Source organism: Flavobacterium ginsenosidimutans, assembly GCF_037478105.1.
GTDB lineage: Bacteria > Bacteroidota > Bacteroidia > Flavobacteriales > Flavobacteriaceae > Flavobacterium > Flavobacterium ginsenosidimutans.
On the sequence record NZ_CP147988.1, the window covers coordinates 2,184,205 to 2,196,022 of the forward strand.

General features: G+C 32.4%; 14 protein-coding genes. All 14 read right to left on the reverse strand.

Annotated features, from left to right (window positions below):
* Complete coding sequence (locus V6624_RS09705; protein ID WP_338841647.1) at window positions 1–1,353, reverse strand: tetratricopeptide repeat protein; 1,353 nt, start codon at window positions 1,351–1,353, stop codon at window positions 1–3.
* Window positions 1,354–1,401: 48 nt separating this feature from the next.
* The gene (locus tag V6624_RS09710) at window positions 1,402–2,418 is read right to left on the reverse strand and encodes a sugar phosphate nucleotidyltransferase (RefSeq protein WP_111284384.1); all 1,017 of its coding nucleotides are present in this window, start codon (window positions 2,416–2,418) and stop codon (window positions 1,402–1,404) included.
* An 84-nt stretch (window positions 2,419–2,502) separates the two neighbouring features.
* On the reverse strand, window positions 2,503–2,937 hold the full coding sequence (gene dut / locus V6624_RS09715; protein WP_111284382.1) for a dUTP diphosphatase: 435 nt from the start codon (window positions 2,935–2,937) through the stop codon (window positions 2,503–2,505).
* A gap of 28 nt (window positions 2,938–2,965) precedes the next feature.
* Window positions 2,966–4,426: a lipopolysaccharide biosynthesis protein gene (locus V6624_RS09720; protein WP_111284380.1), complete on the reverse strand. Its 1,461-nt coding sequence runs from the start codon at window positions 4,424–4,426 to the stop codon at window positions 2,966–2,968.
* Between the two features lie 95 nt (window positions 4,427–4,521).
* Window positions 4,522–4,968: a GNAT family N-acetyltransferase gene (locus tag V6624_RS09725; protein ID WP_338841648.1), complete on the reverse strand. Its 447-nt coding sequence runs from the start codon at window positions 4,966–4,968 to the stop codon at window positions 4,522–4,524.
* Window positions 4,969–5,540: 572 nt separating this feature from the next.
* Window positions 5,541–6,401, reverse strand: a complete 861-nt coding sequence (gene atpG / locus V6624_RS09730) for an ATP synthase F1 subunit gamma (RefSeq protein WP_111284376.1) — start codon at window positions 6,399–6,401, stop codon at window positions 5,541–5,543.
* 89 nt (window positions 6,402–6,490) lie between these two features.
* Entirely contained in the window at window positions 6,491–8,068 is a 1,578-nt protein-coding gene (gene atpA, locus V6624_RS09735) for a F0F1 ATP synthase subunit alpha (RefSeq protein WP_111284374.1), read from the reverse strand.
* A 37-nt stretch (window positions 8,069–8,105) separates the two neighbouring features.
* Window positions 8,106–8,639, reverse strand: a complete 534-nt coding sequence (gene atpH / locus V6624_RS09740; protein WP_111284372.1) for an ATP synthase F1 subunit delta — start codon at window positions 8,637–8,639, stop codon at window positions 8,106–8,108.
* 4 nt (window positions 8,640–8,643) lie between these two features.
* On the reverse strand, window positions 8,644–9,144 hold the full coding sequence (locus V6624_RS09745) for a F0F1 ATP synthase subunit B (RefSeq protein ID WP_111284369.1): 501 nt from the start codon (window positions 9,142–9,144) through the stop codon (window positions 8,644–8,646).
* A gap of 89 nt (window positions 9,145–9,233) precedes the next feature.
* A complete protein-coding gene (gene atpE, locus V6624_RS09750) occupies window positions 9,234–9,431 on the reverse strand; it encodes an ATP synthase F0 subunit C (protein ID WP_008465835.1) in 198 nt (65 codons plus the stop codon).
* A 35-nt stretch (window positions 9,432–9,466) separates the two neighbouring features.
* Entirely contained in the window at window positions 9,467–10,642 is a 1,176-nt protein-coding gene (gene atpB / locus V6624_RS09755) for a F0F1 ATP synthase subunit A (protein ID WP_111284357.1), read from the reverse strand.
* A 118-nt stretch (window positions 10,643–10,760) separates the two neighbouring features.
* The gene (locus V6624_RS09760; RefSeq protein WP_111284355.1) at window positions 10,761–11,153 is read right to left on the reverse strand and encodes a hypothetical protein; all 393 of its coding nucleotides are present in this window, start codon (window positions 11,151–11,153) and stop codon (window positions 10,761–10,763) included.
* A 58-nt stretch (window positions 11,154–11,211) separates the two neighbouring features.
* A complete protein-coding gene (locus tag V6624_RS09765; RefSeq protein WP_111284353.1) occupies window positions 11,212–11,439 on the reverse strand; it encodes an AtpZ/AtpI family protein in 228 nt (75 codons plus the stop codon).
* The gene (locus V6624_RS09770; protein WP_111284351.1) at window positions 11,420–11,818 is read right to left on the reverse strand and encodes a bactofilin family protein; all 399 of its coding nucleotides are present in this window, start codon (window positions 11,816–11,818) and stop codon (window positions 11,420–11,422) included. Before V6624_RS09770 ends, V6624_RS09765 begins: the two co-directional genes overlap by 20 nt.

Sequence of the window (11,818 nt, forward strand, 5' to 3'; positions counted from 1 at the left end):
TTATTTTTTCTTTTTTAATACTTCATTTGCCTTCAAAAAGTATTCCTCTTTTTTCTTTGCATCTCCCAGTCCATTGTAAGCTTCTCCTAATTGAATATTAAAATTTGATTCTAATTTTACGTCATCCACCACATAATCAAGACCCATTTCTAAGACAGTTTTTGCATTTTTAAATTGCTTTTGCTGATTACTTCCTAAACCTGCAAAGTAATAAAACTGAGCCTGACTCGGATAAACTTCAATCAGCATCATGGCTCTTTTTGTCATGGGTTCAAATTGTTTTGCCTGTGCATACGCTTCTAGCAATAACATATTAGTTTCAAGATCAGTGTCTGAATTTGCTTTTAAATCTTTTTCATAATATTTGATTGCATTTTCAAACTGACCTTTGCTGTGATAAAACTTTCCAATTTCTTTAGCAACATCAACATCTTTATCATTGTCAAAATAAGAAATAGCTTTTTCCAAATCGGCAGAATACTGTGGGTTTTTATTTACATAAATCAAAAATTCATTCAAAGTTCTGTGTTTGATTTTTGAATCGATTTTTGAACTTGCTAAAATCACATTCATCGATTTTATTGCTTTATCTGCTTGATTTGCATCTAAATAAGTTTTAAACAAACTCACCTGTCCCCATTCTGAATTCGGAATTTCTTTTGCCAACTGTTTTGCTACTTCAAGCGATTTCTCATTTTCATTGTTTTTTGAATACAATAAAATAAGATTCAAATAATTGGATTCTTCTTTCGGATCTTTTTTAATCTGCTGAATTAGATTATCAATTTCAGCATTCTGATATTTTCCCTGCGATAAAATCTGCGCTTTATAAATTTCTCGATCAGAAGATTTTCCGAACTTATCATTCATTTCATTTATCGCAATCAGCGCTTTATCATACTGATTGGTAATCATGTATAACGAAATCAAATCATCTTTGTACTCTTCGTCAAAAACAATTATTTTCTGAATAATTTCAATTGCCAGCGGATAGTTTTTTGTCTCGTAACTTACATCATAAATTCCAAGCCAAAACCATTTGTTTTTAGGATCAAGCTGTGTCGCTTTTTCAAAAGCATCTTGTGCATTTTGGTATTGTTTAAGCGACAGATAATTTTTCCCTAATTCGAAATAAGCAACTGCGTCATTGGGTTTTAGCTTGATACACTTCTCCAATGACACAATAGCTTTATCATAATTTTCAATTCCTTTTTGTTTTAACGATTCATAAAATGAGTCTTGATATTCATCTGTTGCCATAGCAATATCTTCGGGTTCTGTTTGTGCAAAAATCGAAAATGAAGTGCTAAACAAAGCAAAAAATAAAACTGTAAAAACTCTTTTTCTGATCATTTCTAAAAATTACATTTAAAACAAAACGAAACTTTCTTAATTTTTATTTTATTCTAAAACAGCATAATCCCCAATACTAATGCTTGTAAATTTACCATCATAACTTACATGATTTCCGATCATTGCATTATCAAGACTAGCATTTTTAATTTGAGAATACGTTTGAATCAAACTGTTTTTGATTGTACTGTCTGTTACATGACAACCATTTCCAAGCGAAACATTTGGTCCGATTGTAGTGTTTTTCAAAACAACATTTTGTCCAATGTAGCACGGAGGAATAATTGTTGAATTTTCTAAAGTTACACCATAATCTACTAGGTGCTCGCCGTCATTGTGTAAAAAGCCTAACATTCTTGTATTGGTTTCAACAGTAACATCTTTGTTACCACAGTCCATCCATTCGTCAACGCTTCCTGTTTTGAAAACTTTTCCGTTTGCCATCATCGCTTTGATACCATCATTAATCTGGTATTCGCCACCATTCTGAATATTATTATCCAAAACATTTTGAAGTTCATTTCTTAGAATTCCAACTTCTTTAAAATAATAAATTCCGATAACTGCTAAGTCGCTTACAAACTCTTTTGGTTTTTCAACCAACTCTATAATTTCATTATTCTGGTTCAATTTTACCACACCAAAAGCTTCTGGCTGATCTACTTGTTTTACCCAAATCACAGCATCAGCTTCTGGATCTAATTCGAAATCTGCTCTAATTAAAGTATCTGCATAAGCGATTACAGCTGGTCCTGAAAGAGATTCCTTCGCACACATAATAGCGTGTCCAGTTCCTAACGGTTGATCCTGACGGTAGATTGAAGCTTTTGCTCCTAATCCTTTTGCTAAATCTTCTAAACTTGCTACAACATCATCTCCAAAGAAAGCTTCATCTCCTAAGATAAAAGCAACTTCTTCAATTGGTTCTTTTAATATTTTGGCAATATCTTCAACTAAACGATGTACAATCGATTTTCCTGCAACTGGAATTAATGGTTTTGGAACTGTTAATGTATGAGGCCTCAATCTCGATCCACGGCCTGCCATTGGCACAATTATCTTCATTTCTTTATTTGATTTTATGGGAAGATTTTAAAAAATCTTCATTGGGTTTGGTCTTTCTTTTTTCAGTATTTCTTTTGCAGAAATTTATTTCACTCCAGTACTTCCAAAGCCTCCTTCACCTCTTGATGTTTCAGAAAGTGTTTCAACTTCAATCCATTCTGCTCTTTCATGTTTTGCAATAATCAGCTGTGCAATTCTCTCTCCGTTTTCAATTACAAAATCATCATTAGATAAATTTACTAAAATTACTCCTATTTCTCCTCTATAATCTGCATCAACAGTTCCTGGTGAATTCAAAACAGTCACACCTTTTTTTGCAGCCAGACCGCTTCTTGGCCTTACTTGCGCTTCATAACCTATTGGTAATTCGATAAAAAGTCCTGTTTTTACAATAGTTCTTTCTAAAGGTTTTAACGTAATTGGTTCCGTAATATTGGCACGCAAATCCATTCCTGCAGATGCAATAGTTTCGTAATTTGGTAAATCGTGTTGTGATTTATTGATAATTTGAATTTTCATTTTTAAATATAAAATTTTTTAAAGCGTCTTATTTTCTCTTCATTATTCCTTTAATAGTATCTTTTTCAAAATGGTAAACCATATACATAAACACTAAAAGAAGTGGAATTCCAACATAATATTTTTCTCTAAATCCATAAAATGAGATAATGGAAAATAATATTGAAACTCCTAAATAAGCACCAATTTTGTTCATATCATAAGGAATTGGATAATACTTATTTCCTAGAATATACGAAATAAGCATCATGCTTCCGTAAGCCGAAATAGTTGCAATCGCAGAACCATAGTAACTGTACTTCGGAATTAAAAGATAATTTAAAATTAAAGTAACAATAGCACCTACAATAGAAATGTAAGCACCAATTTTTGTCTTGTCCGTAAGTTTATACCAAACCGACAAGTTGTTGTAAATTCCTAAAAAGAAATTTGCCAGAATAATTAATGGCACAACTTTCATGGCTTCCCAATACGATTTGTTATCTAATAATAAATATTTTAAAAAATCTGCAAAAACGATAACGCCTAATAAAATCAGTGATCCAAGAATCACAAAATATTTAGTAATAACGGCGTAAGTTTGCGGAGCATTTTCATTTTTTGCATGACTAAAAAAGAAAGGCTCGATTCCTAATCTGAAAGCTGTTGCAAAAAGAACCATAAACAATCCTAATTTGTAACAAGCAGAATATGCTCCAACTTCAGATTTTGCTAAATTTTCAGGGAGTAAATATCCTAAAAGAATTTTATCGAAATGCTCATTTACGGCAAAAGCCAAACCGGCAACCAAAATAGGAAGCCCGTATTTCATCATTTTTTTCCAAAGAATTGGATCGAATTTTCGTCCAAGCGAAAGATAATTTGGAGAAAGCACAATGAACGTTGCTAAACTTGCCAAAAGATTAGCAATGAAAATATAAGCGATTTGGAAATTCTCTACATATAAATTATCCCAAACAGAATTTGGGTTTGACGCAGCTAATTTTGGAAGATACATCAAGAAAAATATATTCAGTAATAAGTTTATAACAACGTTTCCAATTTTAATTGCTGCATAAACAATAGGTCTTTGATTAGCTCTAAGTTTAGAAAACGGTATTAAAACCAATGCATCTAAAACTAAAATCCATACCGAATAAGTAATATATTGTACATCGACTTCTGCTAAACTTGCCAATGTATTTCTAAAAATTAAACCTGCAAAAAGAAATAGAATTGAAGTCCAAAATATTGAAATCGTAGAGGTTGCAATTACATTTTTCTTATCTTCTTCTGCACTGTAAAATCTAAAAAATGCGGTTTCCATTCCGTAGGAAAGAACTACGTTAAAGAAAACCATCCAAGACAATACGATCGACACTTCACCATACTCGGCAGTAGGTAAAATTCCTGTATATAATCTCACTAATAAAAAACTTAGCATTCTCGGTAAAACTGTCGCCAGTCCGTAAATTGCCGTTTGCTTGAATAGATTTTTATATAATCCCAAAATATAATTCTAATAATGTTTGTAAGACAAAAATAACCATTTCTTTTGTTTAATGGTGCTTTTGTTGATGCAATAAAGAAAACTTATGTTTGTTTTTAAACCGTCATTTTCTTTTCATCTAAAATTTTGACAAAATGAAATCCTCTTGGTGCATATCCTTGGTTGTAATAAAATCGGTGAGCAGCAAAATTTCCTGTAAAAGCATCGAGAACGATACTACTACATTTTAATTCATTCGCTTTTTTCTCTACATAATCGGTAAGCATTTTTCCAATGCCTCTTGATCTATAATCAGGATTTACAACAAAATTATCAATCTCAAGATATTTTCCTGTCCACAATTTTGTAGCCGACCAACAGCCCGTTAATCCTACACAAAAATCACTTTCAAAAACTGCAATTTGAGTGTAGTTATGCGGTATCATTTCTAAAAGATAAGATTCATATTTTTCTAAACTCAATTTAGGATAAAGAAATTTTATCGTTTCAATTTCAGCTAACATTTCAGAAATTATAGATAGTTCTTTTATATATAGATTCATAAATTTTGCTATTTATTATAATCAAAATTACTTAACAATTTAGTTAACAGTTACATAATTAACACACAACAACATGTGAAATATATAAAATATGGCAGAAAATTATGTAACATTTTTTTAAGAGTTCTGCATAAATTTGTTTCACAGGGATTGAGAAAGCTAGATACAACCCTTATAAAAAAGGAAGCACTGGGACTAATAAAGCTTGTTTGTTCCCACAAAAGACAAAGCATAAGGGATTGATTCAGCTGTGTGTAACCCTAATAAAAACAGAGCACTGGGACTAATAAAGCTTGTTTGTTCCCATAAAAGACAAAGCACAGGGATTGATTCTGCTGAAATGTAACCCTTAAAAAACAGAGCATTGGGATTAATAAAGCTAGTTTGTTCCCATGAAAGACAAAGCACACAGAGTTATCTGTCAATTTTTATAAAATGGTAGTGATTCTCAACTTAACTATAATTTGAGAATCACCATTTTATAAAAAATTATTTTTAAAAAAGAATAAAACTTCCAATAAAAAGAAAAGCCAGCAAATGCTGGCTTTTCTTTTTATATATTACGGAATAAATTATCCGTTTAAAGCTTCTGCTCCACCAACAATTTCCAAAATTTCACTTGTAATCGCAGCCTGACGGGCTTTGTTGTAAGTTAATTTCAATTGGTTTCTTAATTCAGTTGCATTATCTGTTGCTTTATGCATTGCAGTCATACGCGCTCCATGCTCAGAAGCAAATGAATCACGGATTCCTTTATACAATTGCGTTTTTAAAGACTTAGGAATTAAAGTCAAAACGATTTCTTCTTTTGATGGTTCAAAAATATAATCTCCAGTAGAAGCCGCTGCATCAGTATTGATAGGTGCTAACGGTAAAAACTGCTCAGTTTGAACAATTTGAGTCGCAGCATTTTTAAACTGATTGTAAACTAACTCAATTCTGTCGTATTCTCCAGATAAAAATTTCTCAGTCAAATTATTTGCAATTCCAGCAACATTTTCAAAAGTTAAGTTATCGAAAATTGCATTATGGTGACCGTGAACGTTATGAGTTTTGCTTAAAGAATCGTTTCCTTTTTTACCAATTGCAAAAACATCAACTTGTTTTCCAGCATAAAAATCAGTACGATTTTTAATCTCTTTAATAATATTTGAATTGAAAGCACCACATAAACCTCTGTTAGAAGTTATCGCAACTAGCAATACTTTTTTTACTTCACGTTGTGTAGTGTAATCTCCTCCTACTTCACCTTCAAGTGTAGCAGAAAGATCTTGCAATAACTCCGTTAATTTCTCGGCATAAGGACGCATTGCAGTGATTGCATCTTGTGCTTTCTTCAGCTTTGCAGCAGAAACCATTTTCATAGCCGATGTAATCTGCATCGTTGATGAAACGGAAGTAATTCTATTACGGATTTCCTTTAAATTTGCCATCTATTATTTAGAAAATGTGACAATTGAAAATTAGATAATTAGAAGAATGTTTTTTCATTTTCTAATTATCTAATTAACGAATTATCTAATTAGTTATATTTTGCTGAAACTTCTTTTGCTGCTTTTTCGATAACATCAGTGATGCTGTCATCAAATTTACCAGCTTTTAAAGCATTAAGCGTATCTTTATGTTTACTGTTTAAGTAAGCTAAGAAATCAGCTTCAAATTCTTTTACTTTATTTACAGGAACGTTTCTTAATAAGTTTTTAGAACCAGCGTAGATAATAGCTACTTGGTTTTCAACTGTATAAGGATCATTTAAACCTTGTTTTAAGATCTCAACGTTTCTTTTACCTTTTTCAATTACGTTTAAAGTAACAGAATCTAAGTCAGAACCAAATTTAGCGAAAGCTTCTAATTCACGGAATTGAGCTTGATCTAATTTTAAAGTTCCAGAAACTTTCTTCATAGATTTAATTTGAGCATTACCTCCAACACGAGATACAGAAATACCTACGTTAATTGCAGGACGAACTCCAGAGTTGAACAAATCTCCATCAAGGAAAATCTGACCATCTGTAATAGAGATTACGTTTGTTGGGATATATGCAGAAACGTCACCAGCTTGAGTTTCGATAATTGGTAAAGCAGTTAATGAACCACCACCTTTTACGATAGATTTGATAGAATCTGGTAAATCGTTCATGTTTTTAGCGATACCATCATCAGCAATTACTTTACAAGCACGCTCTAATAAACGAGAGTGTAAGTAGAAAACGTCTCCAGGGTAAGCCTCACGTCCCGGTGGTCTTCTTAATAAAAGAGAAACCTCACGGTAAGCAACAGCTTGTTTAGATAAATCGTCATAAACGATAAGAGCTGGACGACCAGAATCTCTAAAGTACTCTCCAATTGCAGCACCAGCGAATGGAGCATAAACTTGCATTGGAGCTGGGTCAGAAGCATTTGCAGCAACGATAACTGTATAAGCCATTGCTCCTTTTTCTTCTAACATTTTAGCGATTCCTGCTACAGTTGAAGCTTTTTGTCCAATTGCAACATATATACAGAATACAGGTTTTCCTGCATCGTAAAATTCTTTTTGATTTAAGATTGTATCGATACAAACAGTTGATTTACCTGTTTGACGGTCACCAATAACAAGCTCACGTTGTCCACGACCAACTGGGATCATAGCATCAACAGCTTTTACACCAGTTTGTAATGGCTCAGTTACTGGTTGACGGAAGATAACACCAGGTGCTTTTCTTTCTAAAGGCATTTCGTATAAATCTCCACCGATTGGTCCTTTTCCATCAATTGGAAAACCAAGAGTATTAACAACACGTCCTACCATTTGCTCACCAACTTTAAGAGAAGCAATACGTTGAGTTCTTTTTGCTGTAGATCCTTCTTTAATACCTGTTGAAGGTCCTAATAATACAACACCCACATTATCCTCGTCAAGATTCAATACGATACCTTCCATACCGTTATCAAATTCCACTAACTCTCCATATTGTACATTAGATAGCCCGTAAACACGAGCAATACCGTCTCCAACTTGAAGTACAGATCCTACTTCCTCTAGCGTAGCGCCAGATTCAAAACCTTCTACTTGCTTTCTTAATATCGCTGAAATTTCAGCAGGTTTGATTTCCGCCATCTTAATTTATAATTTAGACACTTTTTGTGTTATAAAACTAATTACTTAACTCTCTTTTTAATACTTGTAATCTGTTTGCAACTGAAGCGTTGTACTGATTATCTCCTATTCTCAAAATAAATCCACCAATGATTGAAGGATCTACTATATTTTCAATTGTAATTTTTTTATCTGATAAAGTTGCAACTTTTGCTAAAACTTTAGCTTCTAAAGCAGCATCCATCGGAATTGCTGTAGTAACTTTTGCTACTTCAACACCTTGATCTTCATCAAATAATTTATTGTATCCTAATGCAATTGCATCTAGAATTTCAAATCTTTTATTTTCGAATAATAAATGGAATAATCCTTTAGTCACTCCATTTGCATTTGAAAAAACTTCTAAAAGAGCACTTTCCTTAACTTCAGCTTTTGTAGTTGGGTTTAGAATAAATGTTCTCAATTCTTCATTTGCCTCAATTGCAGAAACAATTGACTTCATATCGTTATTGACAGCTTCGGCAACACCTTTAGAGTTTGCTAAGTCTAGAATTGCTTTTGCATAACGAATTGCTGCTCTTGTACTTGCCATAATCTTAGTTTAACTTTACGTCACCTAACATTTTCTCAACTAATTTAGTTTGAGATTCTTTGTTAGATAATTCTTCTTTCAATAATTTTTCAGCAATACTCAATGAAAGAGTTGAAACTTGAGATTTCAATTCTGCCATTGCAGCATTTTTTTCGCTTTCGATAGCAGCTTTAGCTTGCTCGATCATTTTTTGACCTGCTTCTTGTGCTTCGATTTTAGAATCAGCAATCATTTTCTCTTTCATTTCGCGAGCTTCTTTCAACATCGCGTCACGTTCAGCACGAGCTTCATTCAAAATTCTTTGATTGTCAGCTTGTAAATTTTCCATTTCTCTCTTAGCATTTTCAGCTGAAAGTAATGCATTTTTAATACCTTCTTCTCTTGCAGTAATAGATTCCATAATTGGTTTCCAAGCAAATTTCACTAAAAGCAAAATTAGTATTACCAAGATTAAAGCTTGCCAGAAGAATAACCCGAATGAAAAATCGTTAATTAACTTATCCATTTTATAACTATATTAAAATATTTAATTTCTTTTTTAAAAGTAACAACATCTTTAACCAACCGTTAAAGATGCTGTTATTTCTCTCTTTATTATTTTCCTAAGATTAAAGCAGCGAATGCTAAACCTTCTAATAAAGCCGCGATAATAATCATCGCAGTTTGAATTTTACCAGCAGCTTCTGGCTGACGAGCAATAGCGTCCATAGCAGATCCACCGATTTTACCTAAACCTAAACCTGCACCGATTACTACTAAACCAGCACCTACTAAAGTTGGAATTGTTCCCATAACTATTTATATATATAAAATTAAACTTCTAAAAATTAAATAATCGCAGTTTCGTCTTCGTGGTGGTGAGCATGATCATGATCTTGAACAGCCATACCAATAAACAATGATGATAACATTGTGAAAATAAACGCTTGTAAAAATGCAACTAAGATTTCAATAACAGAGATAAATAATGTTAAACCTAATGATATTGGTAAATCTGCTGCTAAATTTTTTCCAACAAAAATCATTGCAATCAAACTCATAATTACTACGTGACCTGCAGTAATGTTTGCATACAAACGGATTAATAATGCGAATGGTTTTGTTAATGTTCCTAAAATCTCAATTGGAGCTAAGATAATTTTCATTGGAACTGGTACTCCTGGCATCCAGAAGATGTGTCCCCAATAATCTTTGTTTGCACTAAATTGAGTAATGATAAATGTAAAGGCTGCTAAACAAACTGTAATAGCAATGTTTCCTGTTACGTTGATTCCTAGCGGAGTCATTCCTAATAAGTTTAAAACCCAAACAAAGAAAAATACAGTTAATAGGTAACCCATATATTTACGGTATTTTTTCTCTCCAATATTTGGAACTGCAATTTCATCTCTAATGAAAATTACTAGTGGCTCTAAAACTCTACCAAATCCAGTTGGGATTGGTCCTTTTTTATATGATCTTGCTAAACCAGTAAACATAAAGAATAATAATACTGATACGAAAAGCATTGAAACAACATTTTTAGTAATCGAAAAATCTAATGGTTTTTCGTTTGATGGATGACCGTGCTCATCAAAGTTGATTGTTCCGGCTGCATCTGTTTTGTAAATTTTACCGTGAACTAATTTGTAGTAGCTACCGTCAACTTCTGCAACTTCTTCTCCGTGGTGTAATTTTGAAGAAGAGAAAACTTTTAAACCTCCATCAATTAAAATAACTGGTAATGGAAAACCGTAGTGCTTATTTTCTTTTTCATCTGAAAAGAAAACAAAGTCATGAGAATCTTGTAAGTGGTGATCAATAAAAGCATCTACTTTAGCCTTTGGATCAAGAGCAACATGCTCTCCCTCTTCGTGAGCATTGTGTGAAACTACTTTCTCTTCGTGAGCTGTTTCAGTTTGAACATGCGTCGAGTCATTTTCTGGATTTGCGAAACCCATAATCGGTAAAGCAGCTACAAAAGCAGCAAGAATAAAGCTGAGTGGTTTGTTTGAAATCACCATATCGTGGAAAATCTTATTTTTTTACGTTTCTAAAATTTGGTGCAAAGGTACATTTTTTATTAATATTCAAAAGGATATGAAAAATTATTTTTAAACCTTGTTTTAAAGAATTGTTATTTTATGGCTTTTCATTTAATAATCGGACAGTTAAAAGCGTCTGAAATAACAAAAACAGCACAAATGTTAAAAAAAAACTCATTTTTTCAACATCGCTCTCTCCTGTTTTGATTTTTAAAATTGGCTGCAAAACTAAATAGGCTAATAACATTTGTGCAAAAGTTCCAAATAAAAATGTCATCCCGACAATTTCAAAATTCTTCTTTTTCATCAATAATAATATAAGGTATAATAAAGCCGAAATTCCGAAGAATGATAAATACAATAATTCTAAGCTATAATGAAAACTTTGACTATTGATTCCGCCAACGAAAAAAATTGCTTTATGTGAAATGTAGGCTGTTAAAGATAGACAAAATAAATAAAAAACGGATTTGTAATTTTTTAAAAGCATTTGAAATAATTTTGATGCAAAGATGCAATTTTTATCTCAAGCGGTTTTTATTTACAAACTACTTTGTTTTATTGATCTCATTAACCTGTCGGATTACATTATATAATGCAATACCGACACCAATTAATACAAAAATGGTATTATAATATACTTTAGGGCTTGGATGGTTTTCGTCTAGCCAGGTTCCGAAATAAGAGAATAAGAAAATAATAACCCCCATTTGAAAGGGGATATTAATAAATGCAAGCCATTTGTTTCTCCTATTATTATTCGGCTCCTTTTCCATCTTCTAACATTATTACCTGATTTGAATGTGCAAGCATCGTGCAAGTTGCTGTGAAGTCTGCGCCTGGTTCTATAGAGAGTTGCCCTACAGCAACTTCTCCGTGAATTTGAGCAGTCGATTTAATATTAAGGGTTTCAAGAACTTTTATTTTTCCGTGAAATTCTCCTTCTATGTCAGCATTATTACAAATAATTTCTCCTTTAATAACTCCTTTGGCCCCAATAACAATTTTGCCTTGCGAAGTAAAATTTCCAATTAATTCGCCGTCTAATCTAAAATCGGCTTTAGAGACGATGTCTCCTACTATTGATGTTCCTTCTACAATTCTATTCGTTTTTCCTAATTGTTCAGTTCCGTTTTTTTTTACTTTTTCAAACAT

What these genes read in the sequence shown, in the direction of transcription:
- V6624_RS09725 (WP_338841648.1), bottom strand. Translation starts at nt 4,968, where the DNA reads ATGAATCTATATATAAAAGAACTATCTATAATTTCTGAAATGTTAGCT.
- V6624_RS09745 (WP_111284369.1), bottom strand. Translation starts at nt 9,144, where the DNA reads ATGGATAAGTTAATTAACGATTTTTCATTCGGGTTATTCTTCTGGCAA.
- atpH (WP_111284372.1), bottom strand. Translation starts at nt 8,639, where the DNA reads ATGGCAAGTACAAGAGCAGCAATTCGTTATGCAAAAGCAATTCTAGAC.
- dut (WP_111284382.1), bottom strand. Translation starts at nt 2,937, where the DNA reads ATGAAAATTCAAATTATCAATAAATCACAACACGATTTACCAAATTAC.
- atpG (WP_111284376.1), bottom strand. Translation starts at nt 6,401, where the DNA reads ATGGCAAATTTAAAGGAAATCCGTAATAGAATTACTTCCGTTTCATCA.
- atpB (WP_111284357.1), bottom strand. Translation starts at nt 10,642, where the DNA reads ATGGTGATTTCAAACAAACCACTCAGCTTTATTCTTGCTGCTTTTGTA.
- V6624_RS09765 (WP_111284353.1), bottom strand. Translation starts at nt 11,439, where the DNA reads ATGGAAAAGGAGCCGAATAATAATAGGAGAAACAAATGGCTTGCATTT.
- atpE (WP_008465835.1), bottom strand. Translation starts at nt 9,431, where the DNA reads ATGGGAACAATTCCAACTTTAGTAGGTGCTGGTTTAGTAGTAATCGGT.
- atpA (WP_111284374.1), bottom strand. Translation starts at nt 8,068, where the DNA reads ATGGCGGAAATCAAACCTGCTGAAATTTCAGCGATATTAAGAAAGCAA.
- V6624_RS09710 (WP_111284384.1), bottom strand. Translation starts at nt 2,418, where the DNA reads ATGAAGATAATTGTGCCAATGGCAGGCCGTGGATCGAGATTGAGGCCT.
- V6624_RS09770 (WP_111284351.1), bottom strand. Translation starts at nt 11,818, where the DNA reads ATGTTTGAAAAAGTAAAAAAAAACGGAACTGAACAATTAGGAAAAACG.
- V6624_RS09705 (WP_338841647.1), bottom strand. Translation starts at nt 1,353, where the DNA reads ATGATCAGAAAAAGAGTTTTTACAGTTTTATTTTTTGCTTTGTTTAGC.
- V6624_RS09760 (WP_111284355.1), bottom strand. Translation starts at nt 11,153, where the DNA reads ATGCTTTTAAAAAATTACAAATCCGTTTTTTATTTATTTTGTCTATCT.